19 protein-coding genes are annotated in these 21,288 nt (G+C 73.9%); 12 read left to right on the top strand and 7 right to left on the bottom strand.

The window, feature by feature from the left end:
* Positions 1 to 119: 119 nt before the first annotated feature.
* The 5 genes from DFJ68_RS10375 to DFJ68_RS10355 all read left to right on the top strand — a co-directional run bounded on the left by DFJ68_RS10375 (position 120) and on the right by DFJ68_RS10355 (position 4,344).
* Positions 120 to 656 (top strand): hypothetical protein, encoded by a 537-nt coding sequence (locus tag DFJ68_RS10375; RefSeq protein WP_121032963.1) that lies wholly within the window; start codon positions 120 to 122, stop codon positions 654 to 656.
* 103 nt (positions 657 to 759) lie between these two features.
* The gene (gene sigE / locus DFJ68_RS10370) at positions 760 to 1,401 is read left to right on the top strand and encodes an RNA polymerase sigma factor SigE (RefSeq protein ID WP_121032961.1); all 642 of its coding nucleotides are present in this window, start codon (positions 760 to 762) and stop codon (positions 1,399 to 1,401) included.
* An 18-nt stretch (positions 1,402 to 1,419) separates the two neighbouring features.
* Positions 1,420 to 2,310: an anti-sigma factor family protein gene (locus DFJ68_RS10365; protein WP_121032959.1), complete on the top strand. Its 891-nt coding sequence runs from the start codon at positions 1,420 to 1,422 to the stop codon at positions 2,308 to 2,310.
* Entirely contained in the window at positions 2,307 to 3,932 is a 1,626-nt protein-coding gene (locus DFJ68_RS10360) for a trypsin-like peptidase domain-containing protein (protein ID WP_121032957.1), read from the top strand. The genes DFJ68_RS10365 and DFJ68_RS10360 overlap by 4 nt, the downstream gene beginning before the upstream one ends.
* 55 nt (positions 3,933 to 3,987) lie before the next feature.
* Positions 3,988 to 4,344: a twin-arginine translocase TatA/TatE family subunit gene (locus DFJ68_RS10355; RefSeq protein ID WP_121032955.1), complete on the top strand. Its 357-nt coding sequence runs from the start codon at positions 3,988 to 3,990 to the stop codon at positions 4,342 to 4,344.
* An 88-nt stretch (positions 4,345 to 4,432) separates the two neighbouring features.
* Here the strand turns inward: DFJ68_RS10355 and DFJ68_RS10350 are convergent, their stop codons facing one another.
* The 4 genes from DFJ68_RS10350 to DFJ68_RS10335 all read right to left on the bottom strand — a co-directional run bounded on the left by DFJ68_RS10350 (position 4,433) and on the right by DFJ68_RS10335 (position 8,114).
* On the bottom strand, positions 4,433 to 5,575 hold the full coding sequence (locus DFJ68_RS10350; RefSeq protein ID WP_121032953.1) for an Mrp/NBP35 family ATP-binding protein: 1,143 nt from the start codon (positions 5,573 to 5,575) through the stop codon (positions 4,433 to 4,435).
* Between the two features lie 74 nt (positions 5,576 to 5,649).
* Complete coding sequence (locus DFJ68_RS10345; RefSeq protein WP_121032951.1) at positions 5,650 to 6,240, bottom strand: DUF1003 domain-containing protein; 591 nt, start codon at positions 6,238 to 6,240, stop codon at positions 5,650 to 5,652.
* Positions 6,237 to 7,541 (bottom strand): magnesium transporter MgtE N-terminal domain-containing protein, encoded by a 1,305-nt coding sequence (locus DFJ68_RS10340; protein ID WP_121032949.1) that lies wholly within the window; start codon positions 7,539 to 7,541, stop codon positions 6,237 to 6,239. The genes DFJ68_RS10345 and DFJ68_RS10340 overlap by 4 nt, the downstream gene beginning before the upstream one ends.
* A gap of 18 nt (positions 7,542 to 7,559) precedes the next feature.
* Positions 7,560 to 8,114, bottom strand: coding sequence for a hypothetical protein (locus tag DFJ68_RS10335; RefSeq protein WP_121032947.1), 555 nt, complete (start codon positions 8,112 to 8,114; stop codon positions 7,560 to 7,562).
* A gap of 24 nt (positions 8,115 to 8,138) precedes the next feature.
* Here DFJ68_RS10335 and DFJ68_RS10330 point away from each other — a divergent pair, with 24 nt between their 5' ends.
* Positions 8,139 to 9,023, top strand: a complete 885-nt coding sequence (locus DFJ68_RS10330; protein WP_211333332.1) for an HpcH/HpaI aldolase/citrate lyase family protein — start codon at positions 8,139 to 8,141, stop codon at positions 9,021 to 9,023.
* Positions 9,024 to 9,101: 78 nt separating this feature from the next.
* Here the strand turns inward: DFJ68_RS10330 and DFJ68_RS10325 are convergent, their stop codons facing one another.
* Complete coding sequence (locus DFJ68_RS10325; RefSeq protein WP_245963587.1) at positions 9,102 to 11,567, bottom strand: FdhF/YdeP family oxidoreductase; 2,466 nt, start codon at positions 11,565 to 11,567, stop codon at positions 9,102 to 9,104.
* Positions 11,568 to 11,715: 148 nt separating this feature from the next.
* Between DFJ68_RS10325 and DFJ68_RS10320 the strand changes: the two genes are divergently transcribed.
* The 3 genes from DFJ68_RS10320 to DFJ68_RS10310 all read left to right on the top strand — a co-directional run bounded on the left by DFJ68_RS10320 (position 11,716) and on the right by DFJ68_RS10310 (position 14,755).
* The gene (locus DFJ68_RS10320; RefSeq protein ID WP_245963586.1) at positions 11,716 to 12,546 is read left to right on the top strand and encodes an extensin family protein; all 831 of its coding nucleotides are present in this window, start codon (positions 11,716 to 11,718) and stop codon (positions 12,544 to 12,546) included.
* An 85-nt stretch (positions 12,547 to 12,631) separates the two neighbouring features.
* On the top strand, positions 12,632 to 14,041 hold the full coding sequence (gene proS, locus DFJ68_RS10315; RefSeq protein ID WP_121032943.1) for a proline--tRNA ligase: 1,410 nt from the start codon (positions 12,632 to 12,634) through the stop codon (positions 14,039 to 14,041).
* 69 nt (positions 14,042 to 14,110) lie between these two features.
* Complete coding sequence (locus tag DFJ68_RS10310) at positions 14,111 to 14,755, top strand: nitroreductase family protein (RefSeq protein ID WP_121032941.1); 645 nt, start codon at positions 14,111 to 14,113, stop codon at positions 14,753 to 14,755.
* A gap of 24 nt (positions 14,756 to 14,779) precedes the next feature.
* Here the strand turns inward: DFJ68_RS10310 and DFJ68_RS10305 are convergent, their stop codons facing one another.
* Complete coding sequence (locus tag DFJ68_RS10305; RefSeq protein WP_121032939.1) at positions 14,780 to 15,778, bottom strand: serine protein kinase RIO; 999 nt, start codon at positions 15,776 to 15,778, stop codon at positions 14,780 to 14,782.
* Between the two features lie 269 nt (positions 15,779 to 16,047).
* On the opposite strand from DFJ68_RS10305, the gene DFJ68_RS10300 reads away from it, so the two are divergent.
* On the top strand, positions 16,048 to 16,665 hold the full coding sequence (locus DFJ68_RS10300; protein ID WP_121032937.1) for a YflT domain-containing protein: 618 nt from the start codon (positions 16,048 to 16,050) through the stop codon (positions 16,663 to 16,665).
* A 75-nt stretch (positions 16,666 to 16,740) separates the two neighbouring features.
* On the opposite strand, the gene DFJ68_RS10295 is transcribed toward DFJ68_RS10300, so the two are convergent.
* On the bottom strand, positions 16,741 to 18,291 hold the full coding sequence (locus DFJ68_RS10295) for an aminopeptidase P family protein (protein WP_121032935.1): 1,551 nt from the start codon (positions 18,289 to 18,291) through the stop codon (positions 16,741 to 16,743).
* Positions 18,292 to 18,326: 35 nt separating this feature from the next.
* Between DFJ68_RS10295 and DFJ68_RS10290 the strand changes: the two genes are divergently transcribed.
* Together DFJ68_RS10290 and DFJ68_RS10285 are read left to right on the top strand one after the other, a co-directional pair.
* Complete coding sequence (locus DFJ68_RS10290) at positions 18,327 to 19,943, top strand: threonine/serine exporter family protein (RefSeq protein WP_245963584.1); 1,617 nt, start codon at positions 18,327 to 18,329, stop codon at positions 19,941 to 19,943.
* Positions 19,944 to 20,151: 208 nt separating this feature from the next.
* Positions 20,152 to 21,084, top strand: coding sequence for a type IV toxin-antitoxin system AbiEi family antitoxin domain-containing protein (locus DFJ68_RS10285; RefSeq protein WP_170165743.1), 933 nt, complete (start codon positions 20,152 to 20,154; stop codon positions 21,082 to 21,084).
* Positions 21,085 to 21,288 lie beyond the last annotated feature (204 nt).

Here is a 21,288-nt window from a genome sequence, read left to right as displayed (position 1 = left end):
TGCCGCCGTCCGTACCGACGACCGGGGCCGCTGCCGGTGCTCTTGTCGGTGCTCTTGCCGGTGCTTCTGCCGATGCTTCTGCCGGTGCCGTTGTCGGTGGCCTCGCCTAGCGTGTCGTCATGGCCACCGACACGCCCCAGGGCATTGACGCGACCGAGCAGCCCACCCCGGAGCACCGCCGCCCCGACGGGGTCACGGACGCCACGGTCGAGGCCCTGGGCAAGCTGTCCGAGGCGCTCGAGGTGGTCGAGGACGCACGTGGCCACCTCTACGGCTTCCACCGGCTGTCCGGCCAGGCCGACCTGACCCTCGGCGAGGCGGTCGACCTCATGCGCGACTCCGGCGACACCGAGCTGGGCGTGCTCGCCGACCGGCTCGAAGAAGAGCTCGTCGGGCGCAACGTCGTGCAGGGCCGGTGGACCTTCCAGGTCGTCGAGGAGTACGACGACGGCTACTACACCGACTTCAGGCGCCTCGAGGCCGACGCCCGACAGCGCCTCGTCGGTGGCCGGCGCCATCTCTTCGAGGCGGAGATGAAGCAGGACCGGCGCACCCACGGTCGCCGCGGCCACGAGGCGAGCCCCGACGACGGCGGCACGCAGTCGGTCGAGGGCGCCGGGGCCGGCTCATCGGCATCCACAGGTGATTCACAGTGAAACGATGGGTGCCTGAGACCGCGAACGGGCACGTTTGGGGGGAACGAACGGACGAGCACGGGCGTTGACCCCGGCAGGACCCCACCGAAAGGCGCTGTTCAGCGTGACGACCACTGCAACCACCCCGGCGACGAGCGGCGGGAGCGACGTGCCCGACGCGCCGTGGACGCCGCCCACGTGGGAGGAGATCGTCGAGCAGCACTCGGCCCGGGTGTACCGCCTGGCCTACCGCCTCACGGGCAACCCGCACGACGCGGAAGACCTGACGCACGACGTCTTCGTGCGCGTCTTCCGCTCGCTGCACAGCTACCAGCCCGGCACCTTCGAGGGCTGGCTGCACCGCATCACGACGAACGTGTTCCTCGACAAGATGCGCCGCAAGCAGCGCATCCGCTTCGACTCGCTGCCCGAGGACGCCGCCGGCCGGCTTCCCAGCGGCGAGAAGGGCCCTGAGCAGACGTACCACGACGCCCGGTTCGACGACGACGTACAGCGCGCGCTCGACGCCCTGGCTCCGGAGTTCCGCGCCGCCGTCGTGCTGTGCGACATCGAGGGTCTGTCCTACGAGGAGATCAGCGCGACGCTCGGCGTCAAGCTCGGAACCGTGCGCTCGCGCATCCACCGGGGCCGCGCCCAGCTGCGCGAGGCCCTCGCCCACCGTGCCCCCGAGACCGTGGCCGCCCCCGAGGGCCGCCGCACCGGGCTGCGCCTGCCGGGTCGCCGCGTGGCGGCGGGCACGCGCTGATGGAGGGGTGAGACGGGGATGACGCCACACCTGCGCGGCTACGTCCGGGCCTACGTCGACCGGGCGCTGCCCGAGGCGATGCTGCACATGTTCGACCGGCACCTCGTGTGCTGCGAGCTGTGCCGGGCCGCGGCCGAGCAGGAGCGACGCATCGTCGCCGCCCTCCGCAGCGACACCGGCGGGGTGCCGATGAGCCTGCGTTCCTCCCTCATGGGCCTCGGCGTCGGCCTCGCCGCCGAGCCCGACAGCATCCCGGCCGAGGGTCACTCGTCGGGTGCGCTCGCCGCCTTCGGCTCCGGCCCGTCCCCCCTGCGGGGTGCGCCCGACGGACGGTCGGTGCCCCCGGTGCCCACCCCGTCCTTCCTCGACCGTCTCGACCGGATGCCGGTCGCCTCGCCCCACGCGCCCGTGCCCACCGTGGCTCCGACCTCACCCCCGCTGCACCGCTCGCCGGTGCGGGCGGCTGTGGTCGCCTCCATCGCCGCCGGTGCGTCCGTCGCGGCGGCCTGGGGCCTCGCCGTCGCGCCCCTTCCCGGCACCGCCCGCGGTCCCGTCACCGCGGCCCGCCCGGGCGTCACGGGGGCGGCCGCCCTCGGGCTGGCCGGCATCGGGGCCACGACGAGCTCAGCCGTCGGGTCGTCGGCCGTGCCGGTCAGCGGGCCGGTCAGCGGGCCGGTCAGCGTCTCGGGCTCGTCGGGCGGTTCGTCCGTGGGCGCGGCCATCGGCTCGACCGTCTCGAGCAGGGTCAACGCACCGCCGCGGGCCCGGGCCGGGTCGACTAGCGCCGGTGAGGGCAGCGCCTCGACCGGGTTGCCCGCGTCGTACTGGCTCGTCCGGACGGGGTATGCACGCGGTGAGCCGGGCGTGGCCGCCCGCTCCGTGACCCCTTCGGCAGAGAAGACGAGATGACCGACGCGAGCACCCGCCCCGGCGACGAGCCCGAGGCGGGCGCGTCCACCCCCCATCCTCCGGCCGCGCAGTCCGAGCCGACGGGGGTCATCGACGTCGGTAGCACCCAGGCCATCCCGCAGGCGGCGCCGGCCCCCGGCGCCGGGGCCAGCCATGGCGACACCCCGCACGACGACGCCGGTGGCGACCCCGGTCGCGACGACTCCGCCGGGTGGTTCGACCGCTTCGCGCCCGAGCACCCGACCGAGGGCGCGGGCGTGCCTGCCCGGGCCGACGCGCCGTGGGGCAGCGACCGGGCCGACGCCGAGGACGAGGCGGCCCACCGCGCCGCCTACGCCCCGCCGACCGCCGCCGCGACAGCCAGCGCGCCCGGCCAGGGTTCACCGATGTCGGCCGTCGCAGCCCCGACGGCCGGCGGCCCGACGCAGGGCTACCGGGCCGGCCTCGGTGCAGCGTCCGGGCCGGCGACTGCCCAGGGCGCCCCGGGTGGCTGGGGCACCGACCCGTCCGCGTACGGGCCCCCGGTCACGGCCGCCCCTCCCGGCCGTCGTCGCGGGACGCTCGTGGCCGGCGTCGTCGGCCTGTGCCTCCTCTCCGGCGTCGTCGGCGGGGTGGCCGGCCAGCTGGCCGACGACCGCGTCAACCTCGCCGGGTCGACCCTCCCGGAGCCTGGCCCCGGCGCGACGGCCCGGCCCGCGGGCTCGGTCGCGAACATCGCCGCCACGGCCCTGCCCAGCGTCGTCACCATCAAGGTCGACGGCGGCAGCGAGGGCTCGGGCACCGGCTCCGGCTTCGTCGTCGACGCCAAGGGCCACGTCCTCACGAACAACCACGTCGTCGAGGCGGGTGCGTCCGGCGGCGACATCGAGGTCGTGCTGAGCAACGGCGACACCGAGAAGGCGACCATCGTCGGGCGCGACGTCAGCTACGACCTCGCCGTGCTCAAGCTCGCCCGCACCGACCTGACCCCGCTCGTGCTCGGCGAGAGCGACCAGATCGTCGTCGGTGACCAGGTCATCGCCGTCGGCGCCCCGCTGGGGCTCGAGCAGACGGTGACGACCGGCATCGTCAGCGCCCTCAACCGCCCCGTCACCCCCGGCACCGGCAGTGAGTCGTCGTACATCAACGCCATCCAGACCGACGCGGCGATCAACCCGGGCAACAGCGGCGGCCCGCTGCTCGACCTGTCCGGCAAGGTCATCGGCGTCAACTCCGCCATCGCCCGGGTGCCGGGCACGAGCGGCACGACCGGCGGCAACATCGGGCTCGGCTTCGCCATCCCGAGCGACCAGGCCCGGCGCACCGCCGACCAGCTCATCGCCACGGGCAAGGCGACCCACCCCGTCATCGGCGTCTCCCTCGACCGCACCTTCAGCGGCGAGGGTGCCCAGGTCGTCGACCAGTCCGACGCCGTCGTCGCGGGTGGCCCGGCCGCCAAGGCGGGCGTGCAGCCCGGCGACGTCATCACCGGCTTCGAGGGCAAGCGCGTGCGCACCCCCGATCAGCTCATCGTCTCCATCCGCGCCCGCGCCGTCGGCGACACCGTCAGCCTCACGGTCCGGCGAGGCGGGCAGGACGTCAAGCTGCGGATGACCCTCGAGGCAGACCCCGACCAGAAGTGAGCTCGCGCGCCACCCCTACGATGGCGAGCAGTCCGGCGCGCGAAAGGCAGAGACAGTGTTCGACATCAACGGGTGGGAGCTGCTGCTGCTCGGCATCCTCGCGATCCTCGTGCTCGGCCCCGAACGGCTGCCCGAGTACGCCGCGAAGTTCGGCAAGCTCGTGCGACAGGCCCGATCGCTCGCCGACCGCGCCCGCGACCAGCTCAAGGACGAGATGGGCCCGGAGTTCTCCGAGGTCGACTGGAAGGCCTACGACCCGCGTCAGTACGACCCGCGCAAGATCGTCCGCGACGCCCTCAACGCGACCGACGACGACGAGCCCGACCAGCGTGAGCCGGCCGACAAGCCGGTCAGCGCCCCCAGGGGGCACGACCCGCTCGTCCCGACCCCGTGGGACTCCGAGGCCACCTGACCTCCCCGGGCCCCCACCCCCCCGTCGAGAGGCCAAATAGGCACCGTCGAAAGGCCAGTCCCCGACCTGCGGGGTGAGGGGATGCCGGTCAGCGGCCGGCGGGGGTGAGGCCGAGCGAGCGCCCCGCGAGTCCGCGGGCCCGCGTGGCCAGTCCCCTGGCGATGCCGCGCAGCGCGACGGCCGCCGCGGAGTCGGGCTCCGAGAGCACGACCGGGATGCCGTTGTCGCCACCCTCGCGCAGCCGCGGGTCGAGCGGGATCTGACCCAGCAGGGCGACGGGCGCACCGATGCTCGTCGAGAGCGAGTCGGCCACGCGCTGGCCGCCGCCGGAGCCGAAGATCTCCTGACGGGTGCCGTCGGGCAGCTCGAGCCAGCTCATGTTCTCGATGACCCCGGCCACCCGCTGGTGGGTCTGCAGGGCGATCGAGCCGGCGCGCTCGGCCACCTCGGCCGCCGCCTGCTGCGGGGTGGTGACGACGAGGATCTCCGCGTTGGGCACGAGCTGGGCCACGGAGATGGCGATGTCACCGGTGCCGGGCGGCAGGTCGAGGAGCAGCACGTCGAGGTCGCCCCAGAAGACGTCGCCGAGGAACTGCTGCAAGGCGCGGTGCAGCATCGGCCCGCGCCACACGACGGGCTGGTTGCCCGGGACGAACATGCCGATCGAGATGATCTTCACGTCGTGGCTGATGGGCGGCAGGATCATGTCGTCGACCTGGGTCGGGCGCTGCTCGACGCCGAGCATGCGCGGCACCGAGAAGCCGTAGACGTCGGCGTCGACGACCCCGACGCGCAGACCCTGAGCGGCGAGCGAGGCGGCGAGGTTGACGGTGACCGACGACTTGCCGACCCCGCCCTTGCCGGACGCGACCGCGTAGACGCGGGTCAGGCTGCTCGCCCTCGCGAAGGGGATCTCCTTCTCCGGGGCGCCGCCCCGCAGCTGCTGGCGCAGATCGGCCCGCTGCTCGTCGCTCATGACGTCGAGCTCCACGGCGACGGACGTGACGCCCTCGAGCGCGAGCAGGGCCGCGCTGGAGTCCTTCGTCAGCGTCTCCTTCATCGGGCACCCGGAGACGGTGAGGAAGATGGCGAGGTCGACCCGGCCGGCCTCGTCGACCTCGACCGACTTGATCATCCCCAGCTCGGTGATGGGCTTGCGGATCTCGGGGTCGTTGACCTTCGAGAGGGCCGTGAGCATCTCGTCACGGGTGGGCAGGACGGCGACGGACATGTCATCCATCGTATGTCGCCGCCGCGGCCCGACCGACCGCGCCGGGAGTGCGGTCGGTCACCCGGCGCGGTCGGTCAGCCGGACGGTCGCTCGGCCTCGTCGTCCCGCCGCAGGAGCTGACGGTCCTCGAGCTCGTCGAGCAGGTTGCGCAGCTCGGAGCGGACGAAGTCGCGGGTGGCCTGCTCGCGCAGCGCGAGCCGCAGCGAGGCGACCTCGCGGGTGAGGAACTCGGTGTCGGCGAGGTTGCGCTCGTCGCGGGCGCGGTCCTGCTCGAGGGCGACGCGGTCGCGGTCGGCCTGCCGGTTCTGCGCGAGCAGGATGAGGGGCGCGGCGTACGAGGCCTGCAGCGACAGGATGAGCGTGAGCAGCGTGTAGTTGGTGGCCCGCGGGTCGAACTGCTGCGCCTCGGGCAGGAAGGTGTTCCACGCCAGCCAGATGGTGACGAAGACCGTCATGCCGATGATGAAGCCGGGCGTGCCCATGAGGCGGGCGAACTGCTCCGACAGGACGCCGAACGCCTCCTGCGAGAACGAGAACCGGGGGAGCACCCGGGCCCGCTGCTCCTGCGGCTGGTCGAGCTTGTCCCGCTCGCGCTCGACGCGGCTCGGGCGGGGGCGCCGCTCCTGCCGCTCGCCCCGCTCGGTGCGCGGGGTGCGGTCGCTCACGCGCGCACCTCGATGTCGTGCCGCACCTCACGCCAGTCCTCGGGGAGGATGTGGTCGAGCACGTCGTCGACCGTGACCGCGCCGATGAGTCGGTTGTCGTCGTCGACGACGGGCAGCGAGACGAGGTTGTACGTCGCGAGGGTGCGGGTCACGGTCTCGAGCGACGCCGTCGCCACGACCGGCTCGATCTCCTTGTCGATGATCGAGCCGATGGCGCCGTGCGGCGGCTCGCGCAGCAGCTTCTGGATGTGCACGAGGCCGAGGTAGCGGCCGGTCGGCGCCTCGAGCGGTGGCCGGCAGACGTAGACCATCGACGCGAGCGCCGGGGCCAGCTCCTCGCGCCGGACCGTGGCGAGGGCCTCGGCGATGGTCGCCTCCGGCGGCAGGATGACCGGCTCGGTCGTCATCATGCCGCCGGCGGTGTTCTCCTCGTAGGTGAGCAGTCGGCGCAGCGGGGCCGCGTCGTCGGGCTCCATGAGCTGCAGCAGGGCCTCGGCCTGGTCGGGCGGCAGGTCGGCGAGCAGGTCGGCGGCGTCGTCGGGCTCCATCGCCTCGAGCACGTCGGCGGCCCGCTCGGTGTCGAGCCCGGCGATGATCTCGACCTGGTCGTCCTCGGGCAGCTCCTCGAGCACGTCGGCGAGCTTCTCGTCGGACAGGGCGGCGGCCACCTCGCCGCGGCGCTTGGGGTTGAGGTCGTGGATGACCTCGGCGAGGTCGGCGACCTTGAGGTCGTCGTAGGTCTCGAGCAGTCGCTCGGCGCTCTGCTCGCCGGAGGCGTCGTGCAGCCCGACGACGTCGCGGATGTCGACGAGCATCGTCCGGCCGGAGCGGCGACGGGTCAGGCGAGACATCGCCTTCGACGCCGACGACACCCCGGCGGCCTGCCGCACGAAGACGCGCACCCCGAGCCAGTCGCGCCGCGGCCCTTGCTCGATGGCGACGTCCTCGACGACGGAGCTCGCGAAGCCCGCCTCCACGGCATCCGGCGCCGTGACGGTGACCGCGCGGTCGAAGAGCTCGGCGGCGACCAGCACCTCGTTCGTGCGCTGCTCGAAGCGGCGCATGTTGACCAGGCCCGTCGTGATGACGGCCCCGGCGTCGATGGAGGTGACGCGGGTCATCGGCACGAAGACGCGGCGACGACCCGGCACCTCGACGACGAGTCCGATGACACGGGGCTGCGGTCGGGTGGCGCTGAACATCACGACGACGTCCCGCACCCGGCCGACCTGGTCGCCCAGCGGGTCGAAGACGCTCAGGCCGGTCAGTCGTGCGACGAAGACGCGGGTGCTCGCACTCATGCGCCCAAGGCTAGGGGGTCAGCCTCGGCCCCGAGCGGCCAGTCGGCGGGCGCGCCGCTGGCGGCCCTTCCAGTGCCATGGTCGCCAGGCCGCGGTCGTGGCCGTCGTGCGCGCCGGGACGTCGCGCCCGTCGGCGTCGGCGAACGACCCGGGCGCCTCGAGGGGCGCGTCGAACGGCAGGAAGGCGGTGACGGTGCACTCGTCGGCCCAGCGGCTCCAGCTGTCGTCGACGGCGTTGAGGCGCGAGGCGCGCAGCAGCTCGGCCGCGCGCACCCACGTCCCGGTGCCGGGGCGCAGCACGTGCGCGTGCGCCCTGACGGTGAGCAGCCGCCCACCGGTGTCCTTGCTGCGCAGGATGAGCCGCACCTCCGGGGGCAGCCACGGCAGCGGCTGCTCGCCGGGGCCGCTCACGACGTAGGCGGCCCCGTCGTCCCAGACGTGCCAGACCGGCCACGTGCGGTCGCCCTCGACGTCGACCCAGAACAGCCCGGACTTGCTCATCGCCTCGCCGAGCAGGGCCGTCACGTCGAGCGGGCGCTCGGCGGGTCCGGGGTCGGGCTGCTCGTCGGGCATGGCGTCGAGCCTAGTGTGGCGGCCATGGCCCGTCACCCGTCCCTGCGCCTGCGCCCCCGCCGGTCGGTGCTCTACCTGCCGGCCTCGAACGCGCGCGCCCTCGCCAAGGCACCGACCCTGCCCGTCGACGCCGTCGTGCTCGACCTCGAGGACGCCGTCGCGCCGGAGCACAAGGCCGCGGCCCGCGAGTCCGCCTGCGAGGCGGTGCGATCCGTGGACTTCGGCCATCGCGAGGTGGCCGTCCGCGTCAACGCCCCCGGCACCCCGTGGCACGCCGACGACGTCGCCGCGCTCGCTGCCGTCGGCCCGGATGCCGTCGTGGTGCCCAAGGTGGGCAGCGCCGACGACGTCCGTGGTGTCGTCGCGTCGCTCGAGGCCGCCGGCGCCCCGGACCGCACGGCGGTGTGGGCGATGGTCGAGACCCCGGCCGGAGTGCTGCACGCCGAGGCCGTCGCGACCGCGCACGAGCGGCTCACCGCCCTCGTCGTCGGCACCAACGACCTCGCGCACGAGCTGGGGGCCCGCCCCGCACCGGGCCGGGCGAGCCTGCTCACGGCCGTCTCGCTCGTGCTGCTGGCCGCCCGGGCCGCCGGCGTCGTCGCCCTCGACGGTGTCTTCAACGACGTCCACGACCTCGAGGGTCTCGCCGCCGAGGCCCGCCAGGGCCGCGACCTCGGGTTCGACGGCAAGACCGTCATCCACCCCGGACAGGTCGAGGTCGTCAACGCCGTCTTCACGCCGGACGAGGCGGAGCTCGAGGACGCTCGCGGTGTCAGCGCGGCCTTCGCCGCCGCGCGGGCGGAGGGTCGCGCGGTGGCGACGTACCGGGGCCGCCTGGTCGAGCAGCTGCACGCCGACGACGCCGCCCGCACCCTCGCGCTGGCCGAGGCGGTGCGCCCGAGGTCGTGACCGGCATCCGGCACCGACGGCGGTGCGGGTGGGCGATGCGGGTGGGGCGGGGTGGCCGCGACCGACCACCCCACCGGCTCAGCTGAGGTGGTGCGGCTTGACCTCGCTGCGCTTCCAGTCGTCTTCACCGGCGTCGAGGCCCTCGATGGCCGAGTGGCGCGGGCCCTGGCCGGCCGGCACGAGCTTGACCACGACGGCCTTGCTCACGGGGCAGTTGCTGCCCTCGGCGGTCGAGTCGAGCGCGACGAGCGGGTTGGTCTCCGGGTAGTAGGCGGCGACGCAGCCCCGGGTCGTCGGGTAGCTGACGGCCCGGAAGCCGTGGACGACGCGGACCGACCCGTCGGACCACGGGGCGACGACGTCGACGAGGTCGCCGTCGGCGAAGCCCTGCGCGGCAAGGTCGTCAGGGTGCACCATGACGACGTCTCGACCGCCGGACAGGCCGCGGTAACGGTCGTCGTGGCCGTAGATCGTCGTGTTGAACTGGTCGTGGCTGCGCAGGCTCTGCAGCACGAGGTGCCCCTCCGGCGCCGTCACCATCTCGAGCGGGCTCGTCGTGAAGACGGCCTTGCCCGAGGGGGTCTCGAAGGTGCGCGAGTCGCGCGGGGGGTGGGGCAGGACGAAGCCGCCCGGCCGGTGGACCTTCTCGTCGTAGGCCTCGCAGCCCGGCACGACCCGGGAGATGTGGCCGCGGATGACGCCGTAGTCGCCCGCCATGGCCGTCCAGTCGATGTCGCCCTCGGCGCCGCCACGGCCCTTGAGCGTCGCGTCGGCGATGCCGCAGATGATCGAGACCTCCGAGCGTAGCTGGGCGCTCGCCGGGTCGAGCCGGCCGTGCGAGAGGTGCACGCTCGACATGCTGTCCTCGACCGTGACGCCCTGCGGACCGCCGGCCTGCACATCACGCTCGGTGCGCCCGAGCGTCGGGAGGATGAGGGCCTCCTCGCCGACGACGACGTGCGAGCGGTTGAGCTTGGTCGCGATGTGCACGTTGAGCTTCGCGTTGCGCATCGCCGCGAAGGTGACGGCCGTGTCGGGCGCCGCGGCCGCGAGGTTGCCGCCGAGGCTGACGGCGACCTTGACCTCACCGTCGCACAGGGCGCGGATGGAGTTGACGACGTCGTGGCCGCGCTCGGTGGGGGCGGTGATGCCGAACTCGCGCTCGAGGGCGTCGCCGAAGTGCGGCGGCAGCTTCTCCCAGATGCCCATCGTGCGGTCGCCCTGCACGTTGGAGTGCCCGCGCACCGGGCAGAGGCCGGCGCCGGGCTTGCCGATGTTGCCCTGGACGAGGCAGACGTTGGTGATCTCCTTGATCGTGGCCACCGCGTGCCGGTGCTGCGTGACGCCCATGGCCCAGCACACGACGGTGCGGCGCGAGGAGATGAACATCTCGGCCACGCGTTCGATCTGGGCGCGGTCGAGCGAGGTGGCCCGGTCGACGAGGTCCCAGTCGAGCTCGCGCATCGACTGCGCCCACTGCTCGTAGCCCTCGGTGTGACGCTGCACGAACTCGTGGTCGATGGCGTCGCGCCCGGCGTCGTCGGCCGCGACGAGCAGCGCGCCGAGGGCCTGGAAGAGGGCGAGGTCACCGCCGAGGCGGATCGGCATGAACTCGTCGGCCAGCTCGGTGCCGACCCCCGTGAGGCCCTTGACGGTCTGCGGGTTGTCGAACCCGCGCAGGCCGGTCTCGGGCAGCGGGTTGACCGCGACGATGCGGGCACCCTTCTTCTTGGCCTTCTCGAGCGCCGAGAGCATGCGCGGGTGGTTCGTGCCGGGGTTCTGGCCGGCGATGACGATGAGCTCGGCGTCGTGGATGTCCTCGAGGCTGACCGACCCCTTGCCGATGCCGATCGTCTCGGCGAGGGCGACCGAGGTCGACTCGTGGCACATGTTCGAGCAGTCGGGCAGGTTGTTCGTCCCGAAGGCGCGCACGAACAGCTGGTACACGAACGCCGCCTCGTTCGAGGCGCGCCCGCTCGTGTAGAAGACCGCCTCGTCGGGGGAGGCGAGCCCGTTGAGCCGGTCGGCGACGAGGGCGAACGCGTCGGCCCACGAGATGGGCTCGTAGTGCGTGGAGCCCGCGCGCAGTACCATGGGCTCGGTGAGCCGGCCCTGCTGGCCGAGCATGAAGTCGCTCCACCCGACGAGCTCGTCGACGTCGTGCGCGGCGAAGAAGTCGCGGCCGACCCGGCGCAGGGTGGCCTCCTCGGCCACCGCCTTGGCGCCGTTCTCGCAGAACTCGGCGAAGCTGCGCTCCTTGGGCGAGGGGTCGGGCCACGCGCAGCCCATGCAGTCGAAGCCCTCGGTCTGGTTGATGATGCGCAGCGTCTTGACCGACCGTACGAGGCCCATCTGCTCGACACCGCGCTGCGCCGTCACCGCGACCGCCTCGATGCCCGCGGCCTTGTTGCGGATGCGTCCTCGCTCGACCTCGACCGGGTCGACCTCGCCGGCGGGCGAGGGGGCGGGGCGGGGTCGTACCGGCAGGGAGGCCAGCCGGTCACGCAGGGGGTGGGTCGACCGGTCCATGTCGTGCTGGGTCATGCGTGTCCTCACCCTCCGGCCCGGGGGCCGTCCGCGTCATCGCTACCCCCTGACAGTACCCATCGGCCGGAACCCTCCGACCGCCGTCCGGCGTTGACGGGGCATGGGGCAACAGCCGGGACCGAGCCGTGGGCAGGGCGGGGGCGGCGTGACGCGTCGCCGCGTGCTCGTGGCCGGGCTGCTCGGTGCGGGCGCCGTCGGGGGCGCCGTGGCCCTCCAGCGTGCGGACCTGCCCTCCCTCGACCGGATGCCGGGGGTGTCGGGCTGGTCGGCCCCCTTCCCTCCCGAGCTGCGGGCCCGACCCGTCCCCGTCGGTCGTGACGCGCTGTCGACCCGCCGGTCGTTCGGGCCGGCGCGTCACGTCTACGAGGTCACCGGGCGCCCGAGCGCCGCGTTCGTGACCCCCGACCTCGGCGAGCGGGTCGACGCGTGGCTCGCCCTGCACCGGCGGCACGTCGGCCAGGCGGCCGACGAGGTGCGCACCTTCGGCGCGTGGGTCGCCGGCTCGTCGTCCTCGTGGCACAGCTCGGGCGAGGCGGTCGACGTCGCGCGCCTGCGCGGGGGTGGACGGGAGCTCGCCTCGCTGCGCCACGACGTGTGGCGCGACGCCCCGGCATCCGAGCTGGCCCGGCGGCTGCGCACGTACTGGCGCACGGCCGCGGGGCTGCACCACGAGTTCGCCGACGTGCTCACCTACCTCTACGACGACGCCCACGCCAACCACGTGCACGTCGACCTCGGCCGCTTCGGTGCCGAGCGGCCCCGCCTCATCCGGCGCTCGCGGGTGCAGGCGCAGGGCGTGCAGGCGATGCTCGTGCACGTGTGGGGCCGCACCGACGTGACGGTGACGGGCGAGCTCGACGACCGAAGCCTCGACGCGGCGGGGCAGGTCGCCGCGGATGCCGGTCGGCCCGAGGGGCTGGACGCCTCGCGCGAGGCGTGGCAGGCCTTCCTCGTCGCGACGATGCAGCGCGACTGACCGTCGACCGGGCCCGGGCCGAGCCGCCACCGACCCGGGACCGACCCGCGGCCCGGGCTCCGGGCCCGACCGTAGGATCGCGGGCATGGCCAGATCCGTGCTCACCCCCCAGGCCCAGGACTTCCCCCGGTGGTACCAGGACGTCGTCGCGAAGGCCGAGCTCGCCGACAACGGACCGGTGCGCGGCACGATGGTCGTGCGACCGTACGGCTACTCGATCTGGGAGCGGATGCAGGCCGACATGGACGCCCGCATCAAGGCGGCCGGGGCGCGCAACGCGTACTTCCCCCTGTTCATCCCGCAGAGCTACCTCACGCGCGAGGCCGAGCACGTCGAGGGGTTCAGCCCCGAGCTGGCCGTCGTCACCCACGCCGGCGGCAAGCAGCTCGAGGAGCCCGTCGTCGTGCGGCCGACCTCGGAGACCGTCATCGGCGAGTATCTGGCCAAGTGGACCCAGAGCTACCGCGACCTGCCCCTTCTGCTCAACCAGTGGGCCAACGTCGTGCGGTGGGAGCTGCGTCCGCGGGTGTTCCTGCGCACGAGCGAGTTCCTCTGGCAGGAGGGCCACACCGCCCACGCGACCGAGCAGGACGCGCGGGCCTACGCCGCCCGCATCCACGAGCAGGTCTACGCCCCCTTCATGCGCGAGATGCTGGCGATGCCGGTCGTGCTCGGGCGCAAGACGGCCCGCGAGCGATTCGCGGGCGCCGTCAACACCCTCGCGCTCGAGAGCATGATGCGCGACGGCAAGGCGCTGCAGATGGGCACGAGCCACGAGCTGGGCCAGAACTTCGCCCGCGCCTTCGACATCACCTACCTGTCCGAGCAGGGCCGGCAGGAGCTGTGCTGGACGACTTCGTGGGGCACGTCGACCCGCATGCTAGGGGGCCTCATCATGGCCCACGGTGACGACGCCGGGCTCCGGGTGCCGCCGCGCCTCGCGCCGGTGCAGGCGCTCGTGACCGTCGTCAAGGACGGCGAGGGTGTGCCGGCGGCGGCCCGTCAGGTGCTCGACGACCTCGCCGCGGCCGGGGTGCGCGCCGAGCTCGACGACCGCACCGACACCCCCTTCGGGCGGCGTGCGGTCGACGCCGAGCTCAAGGGCTTCCCCGTGCGCGTCGAGGTGGGCCCGCGCGACCTGGCCGAGGGGTCGGTCACGGTCGTGCGCCGCATCGCCGGGGGCAAGGCCCCCGTCGCGCTCGGCGCGGTGGTGGACACGGTCGTCGCCGCCCTCGACGAGGACCACCGGGCCCTCTACGACGAGGCGCTCGCGCACCGCGACGGGCGCACCCACGACGTGGGCACGCTGGACGAGGCGCGCGAGGCCGCGGCCACCGGGTGGGCCCGGATGCCGTGGGCCGACCTCGGGCCGGAGGGCGAGGCCCGCCTCGCCGAGTCGGGTGTGACGGTGCGCTGCCTCACCATGCCGGACGGCACCGTCCCGCCCGCCGACGACACCCCCGGCGCCCTCGCGGTCGTCGGGCGGGCGTACTGACGTGCGGACCTCGGTCCGTCAGGGTCGGCCCGGCCGCCACGGACGCCACGGACGTCAGGGAGGTCGTGGATGAGCCGCAGGGACGACGGGTCCGGGCGCGACGACGCGCAGCCCGGCATCCTCACCCCACTGCTGCGCCAGCGCGAGAGCGTCATGGTCTACGACCCGACGCACGAGCTGTCGGCGGCCGCCCTGCGCGGCATCCTCGAGGCGGCCCGCTGGGCCCCTTCGGCGGGCAACTCGCAGCCGTGGGGGTTCATCGTCGGCCGGCGCGGCGACGCCACCCACGCCGGCATCGTCGACGCGCTGTCGACGGCCAATCAGGCGTGGGCGCCGGCGGCGTCGGCCCTCGTGCTGACGCTGCACCAGGCAGCCCTCGACGAGGACCACGAGGTCAGCTACAGCGACTACGCCATGTTCGACCTCGGCCAGGCCGTCGCCCACCTCACCGTTCAGGCCCGGTCGATGGGCCTGCAGGTGCGCCAGTTCGGCGGCTTCGACCACGCCCGGGCGGCGGCCACATTCCGCGTGCCCGCCCACTGGTCGGTGACGACGGGCGTGGCGCTGGGGCTGCCCGGCACGCGCGGTGAGGAGTGGACGCTGCCCGGGTGGGTGCAGGCGCGGGCACGGCTGCCGCGCTCGCGCCTGCCCCTGGCCGCCTTCGTCCATTCGGACGAGTTCGGCCACGCCGCAGGGTTTCTCACCGACCCGTGACGTCGGGTCGGGCGGGTGGCCCGCTCACCAGCGCGAGGTCGCCGCGGCCATGAGGTCGCCGAACAGCACGCCGTGGTCGACCTCGAACCCGCGCCGGGTGAACCACTCGCACATGGCGCGGGCGTCACGCTCGAGGAACTCGGGGCCGTGCGGGTTGCCGATGGCGTCGACGATCTGCGGCCAGTCGATGAGCACCAGCCGTGGTGTCCCGCCGGCGTCGTCGAGCAGCACGTTGTACGGCGACAGGTCGCCGTGGGCCCAGCCGAGCTCGGCGAGGCGCAGCATCGCCTCGCGCAGCTGCTCGAAGAGGTCGGGCAGCACGCCGCGGTCCGGCCGGCACTGCGCCAGGCGGGGTGCCGCCTGCCCGTCGGCGCCGACGAGCTCCATGAGCATCTCGCGGCCGTCCATCTGCACCGGGTAGGGGACCGGCAGGCCCTCCTTCCACAGCGTCGAGAGCGTCTCGAACTCTGCGAAGGCCCACAGCCCGCTGATGACCTGCTTGCCGAAGGCGGTGCGGGTGGCCATGGCCCGGGTCTCGCGCGACTTGCGCACCCGACGGCCCTCGAGGTACCCGGCGTCGCGGTGGAAGAGGCGGTTCGTCGCCGGGCGGTAGCGCTTGGCGGCGAGCAGCACCGAGCGGTCGTCGTGCGGTGAGCCGTGGGACGGGTCGGGGCCGCCGGGGGCCTCGTGGTCGTCCGGGGCGGGGACCCATCGGCGGACGATGTGGACGTCGGCCTCCTTGCCCGTCTTGAGGACGCCGAGGTCCTCGTCGACGGCGCCGAGGTCGGTCACGACCCAGTCGGGGCGTGGCGTCGGGCCGTGGGTGGCGCCGTCCCACGACGACCAGCGGTCGCCGGCGGGCGGCCGGTCGGGCTCGCTGTCGACCGCGAAGGCGGGGTCGTCCCCGTCACGGTGGGCCGGGAAGCGGCGGCCGCGTCGTGAGGCCGACGCGGGGACGTCGTCGAGGTAGTGGTCGTGGACGGACCGGCCTAGGGCCTGACCGTCGAAAGCGTTGTGCGACAAGGGAACTCCAAGGTTGGGGTGAGAGGGGCGGGGACGCCCGTGGCCTGGTCGGACATGTCACCCTCCTTGGGTCCGTGGCGGTGGCCGGATGCCGTCGCCGTGCGGTCACCAGCGTCGCGGTCGGGCCGCCCGGTCCGCAACCGGGTTTTCGCGCCGCTGCGGGCGGGGCCACCGCCGGTCCGGCCTCCTCGCCCACGTGTGCCGCCGCGGCCGCCCCGCCGCGACGTGGTGGTCCGGCTCCGAGGCGGACGGGATGCGAGAATGGGCGCATGAGCCTGCAACCCAAGGGACCCGGTCGAGCCGGTTTCGCGACCCTGTCGCTCGAGTACCCTCTGTCGCTCGGGGTGTTCGAGAAGTACGTCGACGCCCAGAAGGCGGTCGACACCTTGTCGGACAAGGAGTTCCCGGTCGAGAACTGCCTCATCGTCGGCACCGACCTCAAGCAGATGGAGCGGGTCACCGCGCGCCTGACGTGGGGGCGGGTCGCGCTCGGCGGCGCGCTGTCGGGCCTGTGGCTCGGCCTCTTCGTCGGCCTCATCTTCTCGCTGTTCGTGCAGACCGACAACGCGCTGACCCTCCTGCTGTCGACCGCCCTCTACGGCGTGCTCTTCGGCCTCGTGTGGTCGCTCGTGGGCTACGCCTTCACCCGGGGGGCGCGTGACTTCTCGTCGGTATCGCAGGTCGTCGCGACGCGTTACGAGGTCTTCTGCGAGCACAAGGTCGCCCAGCAGGGCCGGCAGATCCTCTCCGAGGCGGGCATCAGTGGCATGTCCACCCCGTCGTGGGGCGCGCAGCAGACCGGTACCGCGACGAGCAGCCTCACCCCGCAGGCGCCGCCGCCCAGCGGCCCGCCCACCGACGGCCCGGGGCGCCCGCCCGTCGCCTGACGCACGCGCACACAGAGCGAGGCCCGACCGATCCGGTCGGGCCTCGCTCTGTGTCTGACCTGGGGTGACGGTGCGTCAGTCGCGCGCCCAGATGCGGGCGATCCACGCCTCAACGTCGGCGCTGCTGCGGGGCATGGCGGCCGAGAGGTTCTCGCAGCCGTCCTCGGTGATGAGGACGTCGTCCTCGATGCGCACGCCGTTGCCGCGCAGCTCGGCGGGCACGAGCTCGTCGTCGGCCTTGAAGTAGAGCCCGGGCTCGACGGTGACGATCATGCCGGGGCGCAGCTCGGCGTCGTTGTACTCCTCGCGGGTGGCGAGCGCGCAGTCGTGCACGTCGAGGCCGAGGTGGTGGCTCGTGCCGTGCACCATCCAGCGGCGGTGGTACTGCCCGTGCTCCTTGTCGAGCGTCTGCTCGACGTCGACGTCGCCGGGCAGCAGGCCCCACGCGTGCAGGTGCTCGGCGATGACGCGGATGGCCGCGTCGTGGATCTCGCTGAACTTCGCGCCCGGGCGGCAGGCGGCGATGCCGGCCTCCTGCGCCGCGAACACCGCGTCGTAGATGCGGCGCTGGGCGTCGGTGAACGTCCCGCTCACCGGCAGCGTGCGCGTGATGTCCGCGGTGAAGAGCGAGTCGACCTCGACACCGGCGTCGAGCAGCAGCAGGTCGCCCTCGTGCACGTCGCCCGTGTTCTTGATCCAGTGCAGGGTGTTGGCGTGGTCACCGCTCGCGGCGATGGAGTCGTAGCCGACGCCGTTGCCGTGGTGGCGCGCGTGCAGGCCGAAGACCCCTTCGACCCAGCGCTCGCCGCGACCCCGCCGCACGGCCTCGGGCAGGTCGGCGATGACCGCCTCGAAGCCGAGGTGGGTGCCCTCGACGGCCGAGCGCATCTGCTCGACCTCCCAGTCGTCCTTCGTGAAGCGTAGGGTCGAGAGCATCGCGGCCAGCTCGTCGTCGGCCGCGTGCTCCTGCTCGCCCTCGTTCGACGACGCCCCCTCGGATGCCGCACCGCGGGCCGAGTCGACGAGCGCGGTCACGCCGGGGTCGGCGTCACGCACGACGCGCACCCCGACCACGCCGACATCCTTCGCCACGGCGTCGGGCAGCTCGTCGATGTGGCGCGCGGACAGGCCGAGCTCGCTCTCGACGTCGGCGAGGCTCGGCCGGGCCCCGACCCAGAACTCGCCGTAGCGGGCGTCGCCGAAGAACTCCTCGCTGTCACGGGGGGCCAGCGGGCGGAAGAAGAGGACGGCCTCGTGGCCACCGTCGACCGGCTCGAGGACGAGCACGGCGTCGGGCTCGCGGTCGCTGCCCAGGCCGGTGAGGTGGGCGAAGGCCGAGTGCGGGCGGAAGACGTAGTCGCAGTCGTTGCTGCGCACCTTGAGGCCACCGGCCGGGACGACGAGACGCTCACCCGGGAAGGCGGCGCTCACGGCATCCCGTCGGGCCGGGGTGAAGTCGGCGACCTCGGCGCGCGTCGGGCGCACGTCGGACCGCGGGGCCCAGCCGCTCGCCACGAACGCGCGGAACTCCTCGGTCGTGGGTCGCTTGCGGCTGGGGGAGGTCTGCTGCTCTTCGCTGCTCACCCGCCCATGGTGCCACGGGCGCGGACGGCCACGACACGGCATCCGGACGCCCCCAGCGCAGGTCATAGGGTCTGCGTGTGGCCCGCCGAGACCGACCTGCCCGGCCGTCGAACTCCCGCGCGGCGGGGGTGCGGGCGGCGCGACCGTCGCTGCGCGCGAGCACCCGGCGCGTGGTGCGCCCGCTGGGGCCCCCGACCGACGAGATCGCCACGTGGACGGGGCCCGACGGGGTCGACCGCGCGACCGCGCAGGCCGTCATCGACCTCGCCATGCGGGCCGGCGTCGCCATGCTCTCGACGGGCGCGGCAGCGGCCGACGTCACCGCGACGGTGCTGCTGCTGACGAAGGCCTACGGGCTGGCGTCGGTGCACGTCGACGTCACGTACACCTCGATCACGGTGAGCTACCACCGCGGGCCGCACGCCGACCCGATGACGGTGATGCGCATCGTCGCCTTCCGGTCGCAGGACTACACGCGCCTCGAGCGGCTGCGCGAGCTCGTCGTCGAGCTGACGCAGTCGCCGGTCCCGGTCGACGACGCCCGCGTGCTCTTCGACGGTGTCATCGGCTCCCCGCACCCGTACCGCCGCTGGGTGGTCACGACCGCCGGCGGGGTGCTGGCGGCGGGGGCGGCGGCGCTCGTCGGCGGTGGGGCCGTCATCGTGCTCATCAGCTTCCTCACCGCGCTCGTCGTCGGACGGGTCCTCGCCTGGCTCACCGGCGCGGGGGTCGCCTCGTTCTTCGCGCAGAGCGTGGGCGCGGCGATCCCGACCGTGGTGGCGACGCTCGTCGTCGTCGCCCAGTCGGCGGGGGTGGGCTTCGTCGCCGACGTCTCCCCGTCGCTCGTCGTCGCCTCGGGCATCGTGCTGCTGCTGTCGGGGATGTCGGTCGTCGGTGCGGCCGAGGACGCGCTCGAGGGTTACTACGTCACCGCCGGGGCACGGGCCTTCGAGGTCGTCGTGCTCTCGCTCGGCATCGCCGTCGGCGTCTCGGCCGTGCTGTCGCTGGGGCAGCGGCTCGGCTTCCCGATCGCCATCAGCGAACGGACCTTCCTCGCCAGCGACGTCGTCGTGCAGGTCGTCAGCGCGGTCGCGATCTCGGTCGCCTTCGCCGTCATGTCGTTCGCCCGGGGGCGGGTTGTGGCGGTGGCCGGGGTCGCCGGCGGGCTCGGCTGGGTCGTCCTCGCCGTGGGGGAGCGCGCCCTGTCGCTCGGCTCGATCACGAGCTCGGCGTTCGCGGCCGCCCTCGTCGGTTTCGCCGCCCGCGTCGTCGCCAAGCGGCTGGGGGTGTCGGCGCTCGCGGTGACGACCGCGGCCATCGTGCCGCTGCTGCCGGGCCGCCTCGCCTACCAGGGCATCAGCCAGGTCGTCACCCAGCCCGACGAGACGGGGGTCAGCAGCGGACTGTCGACGTTGGCGCAGGCCTTCGGCACCGGCCTGGGCCTGGCCGCGGGCGTGGCGATGGGCACGTACTTCGCGGGCCTGCTGCAGGCCAAGCGCCAGGGCGTGCGGCCCCGGCCGGCCGCCGCCGCGACGCTGCGGGCGACCTCGGAGACCCGCATCAACACCTCGGCCATCCTGTCCGACACGGGGGAGCTGCCGGTCGTCCAGCGTCAGGCGCCGCTGCCGCCCCCGTCGTCGGACACCGACCCCGACCCCGACCCCGACCCAGACCGCCCCACCGACGCCCCCTGACCCGCACCCCCGGGGGCTTTCCGGCGAACACACCGAGCAATGTGCATGTTCGCGTGTTGCAACTCGTGGTTCTGCTCATTGCTCGGTGTGTTCGCCGGGTGGCCGGGCCGTCCACACCTCGCCCACCACCCGGCATCCGGGGCCGCGTCCTCCACAGGGCCGCGACGGCCTCGTGGCAGAAGCCCGGATGCCGGTCAGCGTGGGAGGCATGGAAGCTGCCCTTCACGCCCTGGTGGGCGCTCAGGCCGGGGTGTTCTCGACCGCGGAGGCGTCCGCCCGCGGCGTCGAGCCCTCCTCACTGCGACGAGCGGTGGCCCGTCGCGAGCTCGTGCGGCTGCGCCGCGGCGCCTACGTCGACGGCCCGACCTGGCACGACGGTGATGACGAGCAGCGGTTCCGCCTCGCGTGCCGTGCGCTGGCCCGCAGCCGGCCGGGTGATGTCCTCAGCCACCAGGCTGCCCTCGCCGTCAGAGGACTACCGGTGTGGCCCCGGCGCGGCTGTCGCATCGACCTGCTCACCGACGTCGGCCAAGCGGTCCAGCGGCGCGGGGTGCACCTGCATCCGCGTGACGAACAACGCCCGGACGTGGTCGACGGCGTGCTCGTCGCGCCGGTGGCGTGGTCGGTCGTCCGTACGGCGCTGACCTGCGGGCGCGACGCCGCGGTCGTCGGTGCGGATGCCGCCCTGCACCGAGGCCTGGTGACGACGGACGGGCTCTGGGCGGAGGTGGCTCGGGTGTCCGCCCACGAGGGGCGCGGCCGGTCCGCGCGTGCGATGGGGCTCGTCGAGCCGAAGACCGAGTCGGTCGGCGAGACGCTGACGCGGCTCATCCTCGTCGACGCGGGTCTCGTGCCACGGGCACAGGTGGCGCTTCAGGACCGCCACGGCACCGTCGTCGCGCGGGTCGACCTGCTCGTCGAGGGCGTCGTCGTCGAGTTCGACGGGCGGGTCAAGTACCGCGGCGACCCGGCCGACCGTGACGTCGACCCCGCCGCCGTGGTCTGGGCCGAGAAGCGACGGGAGGACGCCATCCGCCGCCTCGGCTTCCCGGTCGAACGCGTCATCTGGAGCGAGCTGGACCGGCCCGCGCTCATCGCTGAGCGGGTCAAGGCCGCCCGTCGGCTCGTCCGCGCCGGCTGAGCCGACGCTTCCGCGCGAACACACCGAGCACTGTGCAGAACGGCGAGTTGCAACACGCAGATCTGCACAGTGCTCGGTGTGTTCGCCAGGCGAGCGGCACGGGGGCGGTACGGGGCGGTACGGGGCGGTACGGGGCGGTACGGGGCGGTACGGGGCGGTACGGGGCGGGCCGGGGTGTCGGCGGCGGGCGGTCGTTAGGGTCGG

It is taken from the genome of Terracoccus luteus (genome assembly GCF_003635045.1).
GTDB classification, from domain to species: Bacteria; Actinomycetota; Actinomycetes; order Actinomycetales; family Dermatophilaceae; genus Terracoccus; species Terracoccus luteus.
Note: the sequence above shows the minus strand (reverse complement) of the source record. Positions and strands in the feature narration are given on the sequence as shown.

Bases quoted from the DNA above. Each gene is read 5' to 3' on its own strand.
- DFJ68_RS10375 (WP_121032963.1), top strand. From the start codon at position 120: ATGGCCACCGACACGCCCCAGGGCATTGACGCGACCGAGCAGCCCACC.
- DFJ68_RS10365 (WP_121032959.1), top strand. From the start codon at position 1,420: ATGACGCCACACCTGCGCGGCTACGTCCGGGCCTACGTCGACCGGGCG.
- DFJ68_RS10360 (WP_121032957.1), top strand. From the start codon at position 2,307: ATGACCGACGCGAGCACCCGCCCCGGCGACGAGCCCGAGGCGGGCGCG.
- DFJ68_RS10350 (WP_121032953.1), bottom strand. From the start codon at position 5,575: ATGTCCGTCGCCGTCCTGCCCACCCGTGACGAGATGCTCACGGCCCTC.
- DFJ68_RS10340 (WP_121032949.1), bottom strand. From the start codon at position 7,541: ATGAGTGCGAGCACCCGCGTCTTCGTCGCACGACTGACCGGCCTGAGC.
- DFJ68_RS10335 (WP_121032947.1), bottom strand. From the start codon at position 8,114: ATGCCCGACGAGCAGCCCGACCCCGGACCCGCCGAGCGCCCGCTCGAC.
- DFJ68_RS10330 (WP_211333332.1), top strand. From the start codon at position 8,139: ATGGCCCGTCACCCGTCCCTGCGCCTGCGCCCCCGCCGGTCGGTGCTC.
- DFJ68_RS10325 (WP_245963587.1), bottom strand. From the start codon at position 11,567: ATGACCCAGCACGACATGGACCGGTCGACCCACCCCCTGCGTGACCGG.
- proS (WP_121032943.1), top strand. From the start codon at position 12,632: ATGGCCAGATCCGTGCTCACCCCCCAGGCCCAGGACTTCCCCCGGTGG.
- DFJ68_RS10310 (WP_121032941.1), top strand. From the start codon at position 14,111: ATGAGCCGCAGGGACGACGGGTCCGGGCGCGACGACGCGCAGCCCGGC.
- DFJ68_RS10300 (WP_121032937.1), top strand. From the start codon at position 16,048: ATGAGCCTGCAACCCAAGGGACCCGGTCGAGCCGGTTTCGCGACCCTG.
- DFJ68_RS10295 (WP_121032935.1), bottom strand. From the start codon at position 18,291: ATGCCGTGTCGTGGCCGTCCGCGCCCGTGGCACCATGGGCGGGTGAGC.
- DFJ68_RS10285 (WP_170165743.1), top strand. From the start codon at position 20,152: ATGGAAGCTGCCCTTCACGCCCTGGTGGGCGCTCAGGCCGGGGTGTTC.